13 protein-coding genes are annotated in these 17,339 nt (G+C 60.3%); 4 read left to right on the top strand and 9 right to left on the bottom strand.

Going from position 1 to position 17,339, the window contains the following annotated elements; all coding sequences use genetic code 11:
- Positions 1-117 precede the first annotated feature (117 nt).
- Positions 118-1,965, top strand: a complete 1,848-nt coding sequence (ilvD, locus tag V6L79_RS04400; RefSeq protein WP_261740544.1) for a dihydroxy-acid dehydratase — start codon at positions 118-120, stop codon at positions 1,963-1,965.
- A gap of 100 nt (positions 1,966-2,065) precedes the next feature.
- Here ilvD and V6L79_RS04395 read toward each other — a convergent pair whose 3' ends face one another.
- Positions 2,066-3,121 carry a haloacid dehalogenase-like hydrolase gene (locus V6L79_RS04395; RefSeq protein WP_261740543.1) on the bottom strand — a complete coding sequence of 352 codons (1,056 nt, stop codon included), beginning with the start codon at positions 3,119-3,121 and terminating at the stop codon, positions 2,066-2,068.
- A 219-nt stretch (positions 3,122-3,340) separates the two neighbouring features.
- Between V6L79_RS04395 and V6L79_RS04390 the strand changes: the two genes are divergently transcribed.
- Positions 3,341-4,732 carry an L-cystine transporter gene (locus V6L79_RS04390; RefSeq protein ID WP_338579869.1) on the top strand — a complete coding sequence of 464 codons (1,392 nt, stop codon included), beginning with the start codon at positions 3,341-3,343 and terminating at the stop codon, positions 4,730-4,732.
- A gap of 129 nt (positions 4,733-4,861) precedes the next feature.
- Here the strand turns inward: V6L79_RS04390 and V6L79_RS04385 are convergent, their stop codons facing one another.
- Positions 4,862-5,374, bottom strand: a complete 513-nt coding sequence (locus V6L79_RS04385; protein WP_338579868.1) for a dihydrofolate reductase — start codon at positions 5,372-5,374, stop codon at positions 4,862-4,864.
- Between the two features lie 91 nt (positions 5,375-5,465).
- Here V6L79_RS04385 and V6L79_RS04380 point away from each other — a divergent pair, with 91 nt between their 5' ends.
- Both V6L79_RS04380 and V6L79_RS04375 read left to right on the top strand, forming a co-directional pair.
- Complete coding sequence (locus tag V6L79_RS04380) at positions 5,466-6,848, top strand: DUF2868 domain-containing protein (protein ID WP_321835384.1); 1,383 nt, start codon at positions 5,466-5,468, stop codon at positions 6,846-6,848.
- Positions 6,841-8,205 carry a GTPase/DUF3482 domain-containing protein gene (locus tag V6L79_RS04375; RefSeq protein WP_261740539.1) on the top strand — a complete coding sequence of 455 codons (1,365 nt, stop codon included), beginning with the start codon at positions 6,841-6,843 and terminating at the stop codon, positions 8,203-8,205. The genes V6L79_RS04380 and V6L79_RS04375 overlap by 8 nt, the downstream gene beginning before the upstream one ends.
- Positions 8,206-8,310: 105 nt before the next feature.
- Here the strand turns inward: V6L79_RS04375 and V6L79_RS04370 are convergent, their stop codons facing one another.
- The 7 genes from V6L79_RS04370 to V6L79_RS04340 all read right to left on the bottom strand — a co-directional run bounded on the left by V6L79_RS04370 (position 8,311) and on the right by V6L79_RS04340 (position 17,328).
- Positions 8,311-8,868, bottom strand: a complete 558-nt coding sequence (locus V6L79_RS04370) for a phosphonate degradation HD-domain oxygenase (RefSeq protein ID WP_338579867.1) — start codon at positions 8,866-8,868, stop codon at positions 8,311-8,313.
- A complete protein-coding gene (locus V6L79_RS04365; RefSeq protein WP_261740537.1) occupies positions 8,868-9,995 on the bottom strand; it encodes a TIGR03364 family FAD-dependent oxidoreductase in 1,128 nt (375 codons plus the stop codon). The genes V6L79_RS04370 and V6L79_RS04365 overlap by 1 nt, the downstream gene beginning before the upstream one ends.
- Before the next feature lie 140 nt (positions 9,996-10,135).
- Positions 10,136-11,158, bottom strand: a complete 1,023-nt coding sequence (locus V6L79_RS04360) for a putative 2-aminoethylphosphonate ABC transporter substrate-binding protein (RefSeq protein WP_338579866.1) — start codon at positions 11,156-11,158, stop codon at positions 10,136-10,138.
- Positions 11,159-11,206: 48 nt separating this feature from the next.
- On the bottom strand, positions 11,207-12,931 hold the full coding sequence (locus V6L79_RS04355; protein ID WP_261740535.1) for a putative 2-aminoethylphosphonate ABC transporter permease subunit: 1,725 nt from the start codon (positions 12,929-12,931) through the stop codon (positions 11,207-11,209).
- 1 nt (position 12,932) lies between these two features.
- Positions 12,933-14,009 (bottom strand): putative 2-aminoethylphosphonate ABC transporter ATP-binding protein, encoded by a 1,077-nt coding sequence (locus V6L79_RS04350; protein ID WP_261740534.1) that lies wholly within the window; start codon positions 14,007-14,009, stop codon positions 12,933-12,935.
- Between the two features lie 180 nt (positions 14,010-14,189).
- On the bottom strand, positions 14,190-15,053 hold the full coding sequence (locus V6L79_RS04345; RefSeq protein WP_261740533.1) for a LysR family transcriptional regulator: 864 nt from the start codon (positions 15,051-15,053) through the stop codon (positions 14,190-14,192).
- A gap of 16 nt (positions 15,054-15,069) precedes the next feature.
- Complete coding sequence (locus tag V6L79_RS04340; protein ID WP_338579865.1) at positions 15,070-17,328, bottom strand: heavy metal translocating P-type ATPase; 2,259 nt, start codon at positions 17,326-17,328, stop codon at positions 15,070-15,072.
- Positions 17,329-17,339: the final 11 nt, after the last annotated feature.

Below are 17,339 nucleotides of genomic sequence, written 5' to 3'. Positions count from 1 at the left end.
GCGATCCCGCAGCGTTAACGGCAGCTAACGGTTACGTAGTCATTTTCTGTGTGATCCGTCAGTCATTAGAAGCTCACTTCCCTGTTTGTTACCTGATTAGCCGCCCGGAGTTGCTCCATGCCTGACTATCGTTCGAAAACCTCCACCCACGGCCGCAACATGGCCGGTGCCCGCGCTTTGTGGCGCGCCACGGGGATGAAAGATGCCGACTTCAAGAAGCCGATCATCGCCATTGCCAACTCCTTTACCCAGTTCGTACCCGGCCACGTCCATCTGAAAGACATGGGCCAGCTGGTTGCCCGCGAGATCGAACGCGCTGGCGGCGTTGCCAAGGAATTCAACACCATTGCCGTAGACGACGGCATCGCCATGGGCCATGACGGCATGCTGTATTCGCTGCCGAGCCGCGAGATCATCGCCGACTCCGTGGAGTACATGGTCAACGCCCACTGCGCCGACGCCATTGTGTGCATCTCCAACTGCGACAAGATCACCCCAGGCATGCTGATGGCCTCGTTGCGCCTCAACATCCCGGTGATTTTCGTTTCGGGCGGGCCAATGGAAGCGGGCAAAACCAAGCTCGCCAGCCACGGCCTGGACCTGGTAGACGCCATGGTCATCGCCGCCGACTCCAGCGCTTCTGACGAGAAGGTTGCCGAGTACGAGCGCAGCGCTTGCCCGACCTGCGGTTCGTGCTCCGGCATGTTCACCGCCAACTCGATGAACTGCCTGACCGAAGCCCTGGGCCTGGCCCTGCCGGGTAACGGCTCGGCACTGGCGACCCACAGCGACCGCGAGCAGTTGTTCCTCCAAGCCGGCCGCACCATTGTCGACCTGTGCCGCCAGTACTACGTCGAGAACGACGAGTCGGTATTGCCGCGCAATATCGCCAACTTCAAGGCGTTCGAAAACGCCATGACGCTGGACATCGCCATGGGCGGTTCGACCAACACCATCCTGCACTTGCTGGCCGCGGCCCAAGAGGCCGAAATCGACTTCGACCTTAAAGACATCGACCGTCTGTCCCGCCACGTGCCGCAGCTGTGCAAAGTGGCGCCGAACATTCAGAAGTACCACATGGAAGATGTGCACCGCGCTGGCGGCATTTTCTCCATCCTCGGCTCGCTGGCCCGTGGCGGCTTGTTGCACACCGACCTGCCGACGGTACACAGCAAGACCCTGGCCGAAGGCATCGCCAAATGGGACATCACCCAGACTGACGACGAAGCCGTGCACACCTTTTTCAAGGCCGGTCCGGCCGGTATCCCGACGCAAACCGCGTTCAGCCAGTCGACCCGCTGGGAAACCCTGGACGACGACCGTGAACACGGCTGCATCCGTAGCGTTGAGCATGCCTACTCGCAAGAAGGCGGCCTGGCCGTGCTGTACGGCAACATCGCGCTGGATGGCTGCGTAGTCAAAACCGCTGGTGTCGACGAATCGATCCACGTGTTTGAAGGTAATGCCAAGATTTTCGAAAGCCAGGACAGCGCCGTACGCGGCATTCTGGCTGACGAAGTGAAAGCCGGTGACATCGTGATCATCCGTTACGAAGGCCCGAAAGGCGGCCCGGGCATGCAAGAAATGCTCTACCCGACTTCCTACCTGAAATCCAAAGGCCTGGGCAAAGCTTGTGCCTTGCTCACTGATGGTCGCTTCTCGGGTGGTACCTCCGGCCTGTCCATCGGCCATGCTTCGCCGGAAGCGGCTGCTGGCGGCGCGATTGGTCTGGTGCAGGACGGCGACAAAGTGCTGATCGACATTCCTAACCGCTCGATCAACCTGTTGATCAGCGACGAAGAGATGGCCGCTCGCCGTGCCGCGCAAGACAAGAAAGGCTGGAAACCGGTAGAAGTGCGTCCGCGCAAAGTCACCACCGCCCTCAAGGCCTACGCCTTGCTGGCCACCAGCGCCGACAAGGGCGCGGTGCGTGATAAAGCACTGCTGGACAAATTGGTGCCATAAGCCAATACGCTGAGCAAAAAAAATCCCGGCCATGTGCCGGGATTTTTTATGGGCAACATAACTGCCCTTGTGGGAGCGGGCTTGCCCGCTCCCACAGGAATTACTGGATCTGATCAGGCTTGACGATCACCCAATTCTTGTCCGCCGTCACCGGCAAACCTTCCTTGGCCTGCGCCGCCGCGTTCTTGGCCATCATGCCTTCCAGCTGCGCCATGTATTTGTCCTTGCGGTTGATCCACAGGTGCACCCCGCCCTTGGCCACGTCTACACCGTGGAACAGCATGTAGCCATCACTGGACGGTGTATCGCCACCCACCAGCACCGGTTTTTTCCACTGATCGATATAGGTCAGGATCGCCGCCTGCTTGCCCGCCATCCAAGTCGCCGGGGTCCATAGATACGGCGTCAGTTCCAGCCCCAGGTTGGCTTTTTCATTGTAAGTACCGGCGCTTATCTGTTTGCGCGCCGTGGTCAGTTCACCGGTTTTACGGTCTTTGAGCAATGTGCTCACGCCAATCACGTTCTGCGGTTTGACGTTGTAGCCGTACTTGGGATCGGCCGCGACCATGCGCACCAATTCTTCCGAGGCAGCGGTCATCACGTAGACCTCGATGCCGTTCTCCATCAGCTTGTTGAACAGCTCGACCTGACCGGTAAACACCTTGGGCGGCTGAATCTCGGAGGTCTTGACCACATCACCCTCGAAGTAAGTGACCGGTACTGGCTTGCCCGACGCCATCAACTCGTCCACATAACCCTTGAGCTCTTGCAGGGTAAAACCGGAAAACACCTGGGCCACCCACGGATAGCAGACCATGTCGTCGACTTCGCACAGGCGATAGTAGTAACTGAACAGGCTTTCCTTGTGCTCGGCAGTGTCTTTGAACGGGATCAGCTTGAGTGACGGGTCGAGGCTGTCGCGGGTGATCAGGCCCTTGTTTTCCATATAAGGCAGCAAGGCCTCTTCCAGATCGTTGCGATAGCTGGTGTTGTCCATGTCAAAGACCGCAAAGTTGCCCTTGTTCGCATTGGCGGCGATCATGGCCTCCAGCTGCTTGGCCTGGTCAGCGGGCCAGTGTTTCAATTCTGTGGCCAACGCTTGGCCCGTAAGGCCCAGGCACAGGGTTGCAGCGATCAACTTGGCGGTCAGTTTCATCAGCTATGCTCCACGTCAAAGGCATCGAAGCTAACAAACCTGTGTGACAGTTTTAATCTGGGCGCGACCGCCAGCGTCTTGAATGCGCCACGCGCCTTATTCCAAAATCCAAGGTAGTCATTCCACATCGGTATATTTGTAGATATATCAACCTGTTAGCATTTCCGGTTCGAAATTGTTACATCCCAAGACTGGTACAAGTCGTCCCTCGGAGCTTTCATGAATTTCCCGCTGATCCTCAATCTGCTGGTGTTCCTCGCGTTGCTGTTCGGCTTGTCGCTGACCCGCCATACCGCGTGGAGCCTGGCGAAAAAAGTCTTGCTGGCACTGGTTCTCGGCGTGGTCTTCGGCCTGTGCCTGCACATGACCTACGGCGCAGACAGCCCGACCCTGAAAACCTCGATCGGCTGGTTCGATCTGGTCGGCAGCGGCTACGTGCAATTGTTGCAAATGATCGTGATCCCGTTGGTATTCGCCTCGATCCTCAGCGCTGTAGCCCGTCTGCATAATGCCTCGTCCCTGGGCAAGATCAGCTTCCTGACCATCGGCACGCTGCTGTTCACCACCATGATCGCGGCGCTGGTAGGTATCGGCCTGACCAACCTGTTTGGCCTGACCGCCGATGGCCTGGTCGCGGGCGCAGCGGAAATGAGCCGCTTGCAAGTGATCCAGAGCGACTACGCGGGTAAGGTTTCAGACCTGAATGTGCCGCAACTGCTGCTGTCGTTTATTCCGCAAAACCCGTTTGCCGATTTGGCCCGAGCCAAGCCAACGTCGATCATCAGCGTGGTGATTTTCGCTGCATTCCTGGGCATAGCCGCACTGCAACTGTTCAAGGACGAGCCGGAAAAAGGCGGCAAGATCCTCAGCGCCATCGACACCCTGCAAGCCTGGGTAATGCGTCTGGTGCGTCTGGTCATGAAGCTGACCCCATACGGTGTACTGGCCCTGATGACCAAAGTGGTTGCCATGTCCAACCTGCAAGACATCATCAAGCTCGGTAGTTTTGTGGTGGTGTCCTACATCGGCCTGGCGCTGATGTTCGTGATTCACGGTGTGATCGTGTCGGTTTCCGGGGTTAACCCGCTGCGCTTTTTCCGCAAGATTTGGCCGGTACTGACCTTTGCCTTCACCAGCCGCTCCAGCGCCGCCAGCATTCCGCTGAGCATCGAAGCACAAACCCGCCGTCTGGGGATTCCGTCTTCCATTGCCAGCTTTGCGGCCTCGTTTGGCGCCACCATTGGCCAGAACGGCTGTGCCGGTTTGTACCCGGCAATGCTGGCGGTGATGGTTGCCCCGACCGTGGGCATCAACCCGCTGGACCCGATGTGGATCGCATCGCTGGTAGCGATTGTGACCTTGAGCTCGGTGGGCGTGGCGGGTGTGGGCGGTGGTGCAACCTTCGCCGCACTGATCGTGCTGCCTGCGATGGGCCTGCCAGTGTCGCTGGTGGCGTTGCTGATTTCGGTCGAGCCGTTGATCGACATGGGCCGTACGGCGCTGAACGTCAGCGGTTCAATGGTGGCCGGTACGGTGACCAGTCAGATTCTGAACCAGACCGACAAGGCCATTTTGGCTGAAGACGATCACGGTGATCTGGCGCACGCTTAATACCTGACTGACCCCGCGCCCACTCATGTGGGAGCGGGATTGCTCGCGATTCAGGCAACGCGGTTTGTCTGTACCAACGCGGTGATGCAATCGCGAGCAAGCCCGCTCCCACAGAGTAATGGCTTGCCTTTAAGCCCTTTCCCACACTTCAAAGCTGAACGCCGGCTTGCCATCCGCCGCCCCGTGCAGCTCTTCTGATACCAACTTCCACTGCGCCTGATCAAACTCAGGGAACCAGGCATCGCCTTCCGGGCTCAGGCCCACCCGCGTCAGGTACAAACGGTCGGCATCCGCCAGCCCCTGGGTGTACAGCTGCGCACCGCCAATCAACATCACTTCACTGACGCCCTGCTCGGCTGCCCACGTCTCGGCGCGCTCAACCGCAGCGTCCAACGATGTAAACACCTCGGCACCTTCGAGCTGCAAACCGGTCTGACGGCTGACCACCAGGTTCAAACGACCCGGCAACGGGCGGCCCAACGAATCCCAGGTTTTACGACCCATGATGATCGGCTTGCCCAAGGTGGTGGCCTTGAAATATTTGAAATCCGCAGGCAAATGCCACGGCATGCTGTTGTCGACGCCGATCACGCGGTTTTCAGCGAGTGCCGCGATCAGGCTAAGGGGGAGTGATTTTTTCATGCCGGCGAGGATACCAGAGCAACCCGAGCCGGCAGTACCCCGTCCGACGTAACAGCGGTTATGCTCTTGGCTCACTTGAATGGAATGTCGCGTGACTCAACTTTCCCCATTACAACGCCTCTGGTTGACCGAAACCGTGCGCCTGCGCGAAGAACACGCAGGCCCGCTGGACGACCTTGAAGCCAATCGCCGTGCTCGCACCACAGCCGGTGACTTGTCCACTCGCCTGCAAAACCGCGCTCTGTGGCTGGCCGAGCGTGACGGTTTGCTCAGTGCCATGCAGCACTGGCTGCAAGGTGCCCGACTGGCGCTGCTGGTATTGGCCGTGCTGGCGGTGATCAGTGGCGCCGGTCTTGCGTTTGCTGCCTTGGGCGACGGGCAAACCCCGGTCAACGTGTTCTGGGCACTGGGCAGCCTGCTCGGGCTCAACCTCATCCTGCTGCTGAGTTGGGCAACGGGCCTGCTGTTTGCCGGTGAACACGGTGCCAGCCTCGGCCGCCTATGGTTGTGGCTCAGCGAAAAGCTCGCCCGTGACGCCAAGGCCGCACAATTGGCCCCGGCTTTATTGCTGTTGCTGCAACGGCGCAAACTCAATCGCTGGGCACTCGGCACGCTGGTCAATGGCCTGTGGCTGCTGGCGATGCTCAGCGCGCTGGTGATGATGCTGTTGCTGATGGCCACCCGCCGCTATGGCTTTATCTGGGAAACCACGATCCTGGGTGCCGACGTGTTTGTCGCCGCCACCCGTGCCCTCGGCGCCCTGCCCAACTGGCTGGGTTTTGGCGTACCGACCGTGGAGATGATCCGCATCAGCAACGACACCCGCCTCTATAACAACGAACTGGTGCGTCAGGCGTGGGCCGTCTGGTTGGTAGGCGTGGTGCTGATCTATGGCGTGATCCCGCGTCTGGTACTGGCAGCTTTGTGCCTGTGGCGCTGGAAAAGCGGGCGCAACGCCCTGCAACTGGACCTTAACCTGCCTGGCTACAGCCAGCTGCGCGAGCGCCTGATGCCCAGCAGCGAACGTCTGGGCGTCAACGACATAGCCCCCGAGCAATTGCACACCGTGCAGGCGGGCCATAGCGATTTGCACACCGATGGCGCATTGCTTGTGGCCATTGAGCTGGATGACCAGCACCCGTGGCCACCCAAGTTGCCCGCCACGGTCAAGGACGCGGGCATTCTCGACAGCCGCGAATCCCGGCAAAAACTGCTGGAGCAAATGACCCGCTTCCCACCGGCCAGGCTCGCCATCGCTTGCGACCCGCGCCGTTCGCCGGATCGCGGCAGCTTGGCGCTGATCGGCGAGCTGGCGCGCAGTGCCCGCGAAACCCGCATTTGGCTGCTACAAGCCCCACCCGGCCAGGCACTGGATGCCGACCGCCTGGGTGATTGGCACGCAGCGCTGGAAAAGCTCGGGCTACCGTTCGCCGCCAGCGCGCCGTTGAACTGGCTGGAGACAGGTCATGACTAAACCACTGACGCTGGCCGTAGTCGGCCACACCAATGTCGGTAAAACCTCGTTGCTGCGTACTCTGACCCGTGATGTCGGCTTTGGCGAAGTGTCCCATCGCCCCAGCACCACGCGCCATGTCGAAGGGGCGCGGCTGTCGGTAGACGGCGAACCACTGCTGGAGCTGTACGACACACCGGGGCTGGAAGATGCCATTGCCCTGCTCGATTATCTTGAGCGCCTCGACCACCCCGGCGAGCGTCTTGATGGCCCAGCGCGGGTGGCCCGCTTTCTCGAAGGCAGCGAGGCGCGCCAGCGCTTTGAGCAAGAAGCCAAGGTGCTGCGCCAATTGCTGGCCTCGGATGCCGGGCTGTATGTGATCGACGCCCGCGAACCGGTACTGGCCAAATACCGCGACGAACTCAGTGTGCTGGCCAGTTGCGGCAAGCCGCTGCTGCCGGTGCTCAACTTTGTCAGCAGCCCGCAGCACCGCGAGCCCGAGTGGCGCGAAGCTCTGGCCCGCCTCGGCTTGCATGCGCTGGTACGGTTTGACAGCGTGGCCCCGCCCGAAGATGGCGAGCGCCGTTTGTACGAAAGCCTGGCACTGCTGCTGGAGCATTCACGGGGGGCACTGCAACGACTAATCACCGATCAAGAGGCCCAGCGCGAAGCCCGCAAGCACAGTGCACTGCGCTTGATCGCCGAACTGTTGATCGACTGCGCTGCGTGCCGACGCAGTGTGGCCAGCGAAAAAATCGCCGAGCAGCAAGCGACCCAACAACTGCGCGAAGTCATCCGCCAACGCGAGCAGCGCTGCGTAGAAGCGATGCTCAAGTTATATGGTTTTCGTAACAGCGACGCCGCCGCCAGCGACTTGCCGTTGCTCGACGGACGCTGGGGCGATGACTTGTTCAACCCTGAAACCCTCAAGCACTTGGGTGTACGGCTAGGAGGCGGGATTGCCGCAGGCGCGGCGGCCGGGGCGGGTGTGGACTTGATGGTCGGCGGCCTGACCTTGGGCGCCGCCGCACTGGCCGGGGCCATTGCCGGTGGCGCACTGCAAACCGCACGCAGCTACGGCAGTCGCTTGTTGGGCAAGCTCAAGGGCCAGCGCGAACTGACCGTGGACGACAGCGTGCTGCGCCTGCTGGCCTTGCGCCAACGGCAATTGCTGCATGCGTTGAATGCGCGAGGGCATGCGGCGGTGGACAGCATCAAGGTCGCCACCCCGCAGGACAAGACCTGGCGCGAAGGCAAATTGCCTGAAGCCCTGAACAAGGCCCGGGCGCACCCGCAATGGTCGTCGCTCAACCCGCATCCGAAGTTGAGTCAGGCTGAGCGCCAGGAGCAGATCGAGGTGTTGGCCCAGCAGATCTGACCTTTTTTGTGGGAGCGGGCTTGCTCGCGATCGGATCGCCGTGGTGTAACAGTTACACCGCGTCGCCTGCATCGCGAGCAAGCCCGCTCCCACAAGAATCGGTGCTTAAGCCTCTAACAGGCGCACAGCCTTGTCCTTGAGAATTTGCAGGTCCATCAGCGGCACATGCTCCTCCTTGGCCTGCTCGTCCCACATGCGCATGCGCAGGCTGAGCTGGCACAGCGGGTCTTGCTCGAACGCATCCGCCTCAACCTCGCTCATCACCCCGCCCTGATACCCCAGCGTTCGAATGCTGGCTTCACTCAGCAAATCGTAATACCCCGGCTGACGCAAGGTCAGGTAGCGCTTGGCCTGTACGTGGTATTCCACCAGTTTGACCAGCCGCTCGCTGAACCCGGCGCGGCGCAAATAACTGGCGCCTACCCGCTCATGGCTGACCACCCCATAGCCATCCATGTTCTTTGCATCATTGACGCAGAAGTGGCCAATATCGTGAAAGAACGCCGCCAACACCACCTCGTCGTCACAGCCCTCATTCAGCGCCAACTGCGCGGCCTGGGACATATGCTCAATTTGCGACACCGGCTCGCCGATGTAATCGTCAGTGCCGTATTGCTGATACAAACCAAAAACCTCTTCAACCACTTGCTGTGCGCGTGTCATCACATCTCCTCCAGCATCCGGGCGATATTGCCCTCGGCCATCGCCGGGCCCACGCTCATGCCCACGCCGGTGTGCATCAGCGCCGCATTCAAGCCGGGCGCCACCTCCAGCCAGGTGAAGGGTTTGGCCCCCTTTGCACCATAGACGCCCTGCCAGCGCTCGACCACTTGGACTTCACAGCCAAGGGTTTCTTCGCATAGCTGTAGCATCCAGTTATCGACCTGTTCGCCATTGAAAGGCGACGGATCACGACTGTAATCGTGAGAATCGCCGACGATCAAATCACCGTAAGGCGTGGGACTGATCAGCAGGTGAATACCGTGCTCATCCAGATTCGGGTGGTTGCGCTGAATTTCGGACAGTACTGCCGCAGCTTCTGGCAAGTCAGCAAAAGCCCCGTAGTGCACACAACTCAGCCCGGTCAGCAGCGCGTGCCGCAGCTTCAAATCGACCGTGGGCCGCACGCGCAGCATTTGCAGACGGCAAACCTGCGGGTCAAGTTTGGCCAGTGGCTCAGCCAGCAAAGTCAGGTAATCATGCCCCGAGCACACAATCACCTGTGAGCCTTTGAAACTGCCCGACGTCGTGTGGACCTGGCCGGGCTCGACCTCGCGCACCAGGGTCGAAAAATGAAACTCGACGCCCAAATCTCGTTGCAGACAAGCGATCAGCGCCGGGATAGCTTCCCGTGAGTAAACCTGCTGATCGTCCAAGCCGTGCAAGGCAGCGCGGTGATGGCTGAATTGGCCGCCATACAGCGTATCCATTGCCGCCCCGCGCAGCAGTTCGGCGCGATAGCCAAATTCCTGCGCCCGGCCTTGGCAGAAGGCTTCGAGCAAGTGCTCTTCGGCTTCGGTGCGAGCGAACAGGTACGAGCCATTGCGCTTGAGATCAAAGCCTGCGCGCTGCGCCCAGTCAGCCCAAATGCTGCGGCTGGCCTGGGCCAGATCGAGCATCACGCCCGGTGGCTGGCCGGTGACCAGCGCTTGGCCAAAGTTGCGCACCGAGGCGCCCAAGGGCGTGGCGGTGCGCTCGAAGACGTGCACCTTGAGCCCGCGTTTTGCGGCGGCGTAGGCGTGGGACAGGCCGAGGATGCCGGCACCGACGATAAGGATGGGTTGAGTCATAATGATGTCCTGAAGGGCAACCTTACTCTCCTGTGGGAGCGAGCCTGCTCGCGCTTGGATCGCTGCGGTGTAACAGATGCACCGCGTCAGTTGCTTCGCGAGCAAGCCCGCTCCCACAGATTTATTCGTAGCGTCGAGAACTACTGCGCCACTTTCTCGGACTTGCCGTCATAGCGCTTGCGCCATTCGGTCAGGATGCTGTCGCGGTTTTTCGAAGCCCAGGCAAAGTCGTTCTTGATCAGACGCTGCTCGTAATCCGCTGGCAGTTCGGTCTGCGGCTTGGCGATACCAGGCTGGGCGAGGACGGCGAAGTTCTCTTTATAAAGCTCCATCGCCGCCGGGCTTGCGGAGAAGTCAGCGAGTTTTTTCGCCGCTTCTTCGTGCGGCGAACCCTTGATTATCGCAGTCGCTTCGATTTCCCAACCCAGGCCTTCTTTTGGCAACACGATGTCCAACGGTGCGCCCTGGCGCTTGAGCTGCACAGCCGGGTATTCAAACGAAATACCAATCGGGAATTCGCCCGCAGCCGCCAGTTTGCAAGGCTTGGAACCAGAGTGAACATACTGGCCGATGTTCTGGTGCAGGTCGTCCATAAATTGCCAGCCCTGCTTCTCGCCGAAGGTCTGCAGCCATGCGCTTACGTCCAGAAAACCAGTACCGGACGAGGCCGGGTTGGGCATCACGATCTTGCCCTTGTACTCGGGCTTGGTCAGGTCTTGCCAGCTCACCGGCTTGGTCAGGCCCTGCTTTTCAGCTTCGATGGTATTGAAGCAAATGGTCGCGGCCCACACGTCCATCCCCACCCAGGCGGGCGGATTGGCTGCATCGCGATAATTGGCGCCGATCTTGGCCAGATCCTTGGGCGCATAGCTTTGCAGCATGCCTTGCTGATCCAGAATCGCTAGGCTGGAAGCGGCCAAACCCCATACCGCATCGGCTTGTGGACGGGCTTTTTCAGCCAACAGCTTGGCAGTGATGATGCCCGTGGAGTCGCGCACCCACTTGATCTCTACGTCCGGGTTGGCCTTTTCAAAGGCTTGCTTGTAGGTCTTGAGCTGTTCGGCTTCCAGGGCCGTGTACACAGTCAACTCGGTTTTGGCAGCAAACGCATTAAAGCTAAACGCGGTGAGGACAGCAGCGGCAAGAGCAAGCGGCTTGAACATGGTGCGGTTCCTTTATTCGTTGTAGGGGCAGGGTTGTGTGGGCACGGGTTATTGAGCAGGAGCGCCCTGGCGCCAGGCCTGGGAGCGGCGCAACAAACCGCGCGAAGCCCAGGCCAGGAGCAGGGACACACCCGCCGAGGTGAACAGGATCAGGGTCGACATGGCCGCCGCACCGCCAACGTTGCCGGCGTCGTCCATGTTCAGCACCGCCACCGCAGCAAGGATGGTGTCGGGGCTGTAGAGGAAGATTGCCGCCGACACGGTGGTCATCGCCGAGACGAACAGGTAACGGATGATGTCCAGCAACGCCGGTAGGCAGATCGGTACGGTGACGCGCCAGTAATGGCGATAAAGCGGCGCTTTCAGCGACAGTGCAGCGGCTTCAAACTCGCCGTCGAGCTGACGCAGTGCGGTGGTGGCGGTCATTTGGGCGGTGGTCAAATAGTGAGCAATGGTGCACACCACCAGCAGGGTCATGGTGCCGTAGAGCACGTGCAGCGGGTTGCCGGGCAGGTTGAAAAAGAACACATAGCCCAGCCCCAGTACCAAACCGGGTACGGCCATCGGCACGAAACTGAGCATGCGCAGGGCCAGGTTGAGGCCTTTCTGGCTTCTGGTCTTTTCCATCAGGTAGGCACCGGTGAAGATCACCGCGCTACCAATCAAGGCGGTACACAGCGCCATCGTCACGCTGTTGCGATAGGCCAGCCAGCCACCGCCTGCGGTGTCGTTGAACTGGTAATGAGCAAGCGACAACGACAGGTTGTACGGCCAGAATTTGACCAACGATGAGTACACCGCCATCCCGAATACCAGCAGCAAGGTGGCGCAAATCAACAGCACAATGGCCAGATAGCAGCGGTCACGCACTTTAGACGGCACCGGTTTGAACACCTGGGCACGGCCGCTCATGGAATCACCATGCTGGCGGCGCAACCAGGCATCGACGCCGAAGCTGAACAGTGCAGGCAGCAGCAGGACCATGCCGATCAAGGCGCCGCGACCGAATTGCTGCTGACCGACTACGGCCTTGTAGGCTTCCAGCGCCAGCACTTGATAGTCGCCCCCCACCACCACGGGCACGCCGAAGTCGGTGATGGTCAGGGTGAACACCAGACAGAACGCAGCGAATACCGCTTGCTTGGTGCCCGGCCAGGTGATGCTGCGAAACGCCTTGAAGGGCCCGGCGCCCATGCTCGAAGCTGCATCAAACAGGCGTGCATCGGCCAACGACAGGGCCGACAGCAAAATCATCAAGGCATGGGGGAAGGTATAAATCGCTTCGCCGAGAACAATGCCCCAGAAACCGTAGATATTGTCCGAAATCAGCCCGCGCAACATGCCCTGGTTGCCGAACAGGTACACCAGTGCGATACCCGGCAACATCGACGGCGCCATCAGCGGCAGCAGTGACAGCCCGCGCCAGATACGCTTGCCGGGGATCATGGTGCGTTGCAGGGCGTAGGCAAACAGGTACGCCAGCGGTACCACAATCGCCGCCACGCTAAGAGAAACCTTAAGGCTATTACCCAGCAGCCAGTGGAAGTTGTCGCTGGTGACCAGTTCCCGCGCAGCAACCCAACCGCCACCCTGACCGTCTTCGGCACTGAAACCGCGCCAGAAGATCGCCAGCAACGGCATCAGCACCGCAACGCTCAACAGCAGCAATAACAGGAGTTTGCCGCCAACCACGAAAATGCGGTCACCGAGTTCCGCTCTGGAAGCTTTGCGCGGCATTTTACCGGGCAATGGCAGGGCCATTTCAGCGGCCATCTTAGGCAAACACCTGCAAGCTGCCCGGCGGCAGGGCGACAAAGATGTCCGGGGCGCCGAGCCGCGGCAGGTCCTGACTGCCGACTTCAGCTGTCAGCGCGTGGCCCGGCAAATGGTTGAGTTCAAAACTCATGCGGCAGCGATTACCGAGAAAGGTGATTTCCCGCACCCGAGCCGGGAACAGATTTTCCTGATGCAGAACCGGGTTCACGCTGATGGCTTCGGGGCGGCAGAACAGGCGGCCCGAGGCGGCACGTCCGGCATCGTCTGCCAAGCGCATGCTCATCCCGCCTACCTGGGCGTGACTGGCGCTGTTGCGCTGGAACGGCAGCCAGTTACCCTGGCCGACAAACTCGGCGACAAACGGGGTGGCGGGTTTATCGTAGATTTCTTGCGGGGTAGCGTATTGCTCGACCTTGCCGTTGTTCATCACGGCGATGCGGTCGGCCATCAGCATGGCTTCGTCCTGATTGTGGGTCACCATCAATGTGGTGATACCCAGGCTGCGCTGCAATTGGCGCAGTTCGGTACACAGGTGCTCGCGAACCCGGGCATCGAGGGCCGACATCGGCTCATCGAGCAACAGCAAGGAGGGCGCTGGCGCCAAGGCTCGGGCCAGTGCAACACGCTGCTGCTGGCCACCGGAAAGCTGGCCCGGGAATTTCTTTTCACTGCCGGTCAAGCCAACCAGTTCCAGCATGTCGCCAACGCGTTTGCGCACCACATCGCGATTGCTGCCCGCCAGTCCGTAGGCGATATTGGCTTCAACAGTCAGATTGGGAAACAGGGCGTAGGACTGGAACAGAATTCCGTAGTCGCGGGCTTGAGGTGCAAGCTCAGACACATCGCGCTCACCCAGATACAAGGCGCCGTTGTCCTGGCGCTCAAGCCCGGCGATGCAACGCAGCAACGTGGTTTTGCCACAACCGGAGGGCCCGAGCAGGCATACCAGTTCACCGGCGGCCACTTCCAGCGAGACGTTGTCCAGCGCGGTAAAAGCGCCAAAGCGCTTGCTCACATTGCGCACCTTCATCGGTACGCCGGGTTGGGTCAAAGCGGTTGCGTTCGAGCGGTTCATGGGTGCACCTCATCAAGCAGATGGGGCTCATCCTAGAGACGCAATGCGTACAAGATGTGGCAGCAAGGCCAAAGCTGCCGATAGTGGTATTGGTGAATTTGGGTGATCCACACTCTGTAGCCGCTGCCGAAGGCTGCGATCAAGCCCGAAGGGCTTGCGCCTGTTCAAAAACCCAAAGTCTCAGGCCGGAGCCATTTCCTGCGCCAGCCCCAGAAATGCTGCTGGCAAACGCGCGGCCTTGCGCTCTTTGAGGCAGTACAGGTACTCGTGGATAACCGGCGCACTTTCCAGGGTCAGCACTCGCAGTTGCGGGTCGTGGGGGACTTCCTGGCGGGCGATGATACTGATGCCGATATTGCGCAACACCGCCTCACGAATCGATTCCCGGCTGCCGATTTCCAGCAGCGGACCAAAACTGACGCCAGCACTGGCAAGCAGTTCTTCGGTCAACTGGCGTGTGGTCGAGCCCTGTTCGCGCATCAACAGACAATGCCCGGCCAGCGCGCTCAACGGCACATGGTCGAGATTGGCCAGCGGGTGATTGCGATGCACCGCCAGCACCAGCGGATCGGCACCCAGTACGCGGCGAATCAGGCGCGGGTCTTCCAGCAACTGCGACGAAGCGGCAATGTCGACCCGATACTCGTCCAGCGCTTCAAGCACCTGCTGGGAGTTGCCGATATCCACCGACACGTCGATCTGCGGCAAGCGCTCGCGAAAGGCTTTAACCAGATCGAGGATGTAATACGGCGCCGTGGCGGCAATGCGCAATGTGCCAGTGCCTTGGCCGCTATTGCGCAAAAAGAACTCAATATCGGCTTCTTGCTGCAGCAGCGCCTTGACCATCGGCAGCAGGCGCACGCCCTCATCGCTCAGGGTCAGGCGCCGTCCGCCACGATAAAACAGCTCCACGGCGTACTGGCTTTCGAGGTTACGGATCTGCGTGGTCACGGTCGGCTGGCTAAGCCCGAGCTTTTTTGCGGCCTGAGTAATGCTGCCCAGTTGGGCCACCCGGTAAAACGCTTTCAGCTCGGCACTCAGCACAGCGGCCTCTCTTGGTCTATTTGCGCAGCAGGCGCAAACCGTTGAACACCACCAACAGGCTGACGCCCATGTCGGCAAATACGGCCATCCACATGGTGGCCAACCCAAGGAAGGTTACCGCAAGAAAGATCGCTTTAATGACCAATGCCAGGGCGATGTTTTGTTTAAGGATGCTGGAAGTTTGACGTGACAGGCGAATGAATGCTGGAATTTTGCGCAGATCGTCGTCCATCAGGGCTACATCTGCAGTCTCTATCGCGGTATCTGTGCCCGCCGCGGCCATCGCAAAACCAATCTCGGCGCGAGCCAAGGCCGGAGCGTCGTTGATCCCGTCACCCACCATGCCAACGTGATGCCCTTTGGCGTACAACGCCTCAATCGCCTTGAGCTTGTCCTCCGGCAACAAGTTGCCTTGCGCTTCGTCGATCCCGACCTGTGCGGCAATAGCGCGGGCGGTGTGCGGGTTGTCGCCGGTCAGCATCAGGGTTTTGATGCCCAGTTCATGCAGCTCGCGAATCGCTTCGCGGCTGGTTTCCTTGACGGTATCTGCCACCGCGAACAACGCCATCGGGCCAGAACTGTCACACAACAAGATGACGGTTTTACCTTGTTCTTCCAGCGCAAAAAGCTTCGCTTCCAGCTCGGGCGAGCACAGGCCCAGCTCTTCAACCAGACGGTGATTGCCCAAATGATAAAGCTTACCGTCGATTTCCCCGCGCACACCACGACCTGCCAGGGCGGCGAAGTTATCCACAGCGCTCAATGCCAGTTTTTTATCCACAGCCGCATTGGCCACGGCCAGTGACACCGGGTGGTCGGAGCGGCTAGCCAGGCTTGCAGCCAGCAACACCGCACTGTCGGCAAACAGCGGATCAAGCGGCAGATAGTCGGTTTGCACCGGCTTGCCGTGGGTGATGGTGCCGGTCTTGTCCAGCGCCAGAAAATCGAGTTTGTGGCCACTCTCGAGATACACCCCACCCTTGACCAGAATCCCCTTGCGGGCCGCTGCGGCCAGGCCACTGACGATGGTTACCGGGGTCGAAATCACCAGCGCACACGGGCACGCCACCACCAGCAACACCAGTGCGCGATAGATCCAGTCGAACCACACACCGCCCATGAACAAGGGCGGGATCACAGCCACTGCCAAGGCGAAAACGAACACCAGCGGGGTATAGATTTTCGCGAAGCTGTCGACGAAGCGCTGGGTCGGTGCCCGTGCACCCTGGGCTTGCTCTACAGCGTGGATGATTCGCGCCAGCGTCGAGTTGTTGGCCGCCGCTGTCACCCGGTACTCCAGGGCACCGGACTGGTTGATGGTACCCGCGAAAACTTTATCGCCCACGGTCTTCTCGATAGGCAGGCTTTCGCCGGTGATCGGCGCCTGATCGATGGTCGAGTTGCCGGACACCACCTCACCGTCCAGGCCAATGCGCTCACCAGGCCGCACCCTTACCAAGGTGCCCAGAGCGATATCCTTGACTTCAAGCTCGACCCAACTGCCATCCGCCTGTTGCACGGTGGCCTTGTCTGGCGCCATTTGCATCAGCCCGCTGATGGCATTGCGGGCGCGGTCGAGGGATTTGGCTTCGATCAACTCGGCCACGGTAAACAGGAACATCACCATGGCCGCTTCGGGCCACTGACCGATCAGCACCGCGCCGGTAACGGCGATGCTCATCAGCGCATTGATGTTCAGGTTGAGGTTTTTCAGGGCAATCCAGCCCTTTTTGTAGGTGGTCAGACCGCCGCTGAGGATCGATACCAGTGCCACCAGCGCGATCACCCACGTAGGCGCGGCATCGGTGAAATGCAGCACTTCGGCGGCCAACGCACCCACCCCGGCTACGGCCAGCGGCCACCAGTGTTTTTTGACGGGCGGCGCAGCCGGGGCTGCATCTGTTCCCGATTCAATGGGATCGGCCTGCATACCCAGGGATTTTATCGCCGCGATAATCGGCTCGGTCGACGGCAGGTCATGGGTCACGCCCAATACCCGGTTGATCAGGTTGAACTCCAGTTGCTGCACACCCGCCAGCTTGCCCAGCTTGTTCTGGATCAGGGTCTGCTCGGTGGGGCAGTCCATCGCTTCGATGCGAAAACTGCTCAGGCGCGCACCCGCAGTGGGAGCAGAGCCGAGCTTGATCACGCTGGGGCCCGCCGCTGCTGAACAGCAGCTATGGGCATGACTGTCGTGGTCGTGCTTCTCGCCATGATCATGTTCGTGATCGTGATCGTGGTGGGGCTTGTGCGGAGTGTGAATGGAGTCGCTCATCAGGTTGCGTC

This window comes from Pseudomonas sp. ML2-2023-6 (assembly GCF_037055265.1).
Lineage (GTDB): Bacteria > Pseudomonadota > Gammaproteobacteria > Pseudomonadales > Pseudomonadaceae > Aquipseudomonas > Aquipseudomonas kulmbachensis.
This window is presented reverse-complemented; position numbering and strand designations above follow the sequence as displayed.

Coding starts and splice junctions, on each gene's coding strand:
- V6L79_RS04370 (WP_338579867.1), bottom strand. CDS start 8,868: ATGACACGCGCACAGCAAGTGGTTGAAGAGGTTTTTGGTTTGTATCAG.
- V6L79_RS04355 (WP_261740535.1), bottom strand. CDS start 12,931: ATGGCCGCTGAAATGGCCCTGCCATTGCCCGGTAAAATGCCGCGCAAA.
- V6L79_RS04390 (WP_338579869.1), top strand. CDS start 3,341: ATGAATTTCCCGCTGATCCTCAATCTGCTGGTGTTCCTCGCGTTGCTG.
- V6L79_RS04385 (WP_338579868.1), bottom strand. CDS start 5,374: ATGAAAAAATCACTCCCCCTTAGCCTGATCGCGGCACTCGCTGAAAAC.
- ilvD (WP_261740544.1), top strand. CDS start 118: ATGCCTGACTATCGTTCGAAAACCTCCACCCACGGCCGCAACATGGCC.
- V6L79_RS04395 (WP_261740543.1), bottom strand. CDS start 3,121: ATGAAACTGACCGCCAAGTTGATCGCTGCAACCCTGTGCCTGGGCCTT.
- V6L79_RS04365 (WP_261740537.1), bottom strand. CDS start 9,995: ATGACTCAACCCATCCTTATCGTCGGTGCCGGCATCCTCGGCCTGTCC.
- V6L79_RS04350 (WP_261740534.1), bottom strand. CDS start 14,009: ATGAACCGCTCGAACGCAACCGCTTTGACCCAACCCGGCGTACCGATG.
- V6L79_RS04340 (WP_338579865.1), bottom strand. CDS start 17,328: ATGAGCGACTCCATTCACACTCCGCACAAGCCCCACCACGATCACGAT.
- V6L79_RS04375 (WP_261740539.1), top strand. CDS start 6,841: ATGACTAAACCACTGACGCTGGCCGTAGTCGGCCACACCAATGTCGGT.
- V6L79_RS04360 (WP_338579866.1), bottom strand. CDS start 11,158: ATGTTCAAGCCGCTTGCTCTTGCCGCTGCTGTCCTCACCGCGTTTAGC.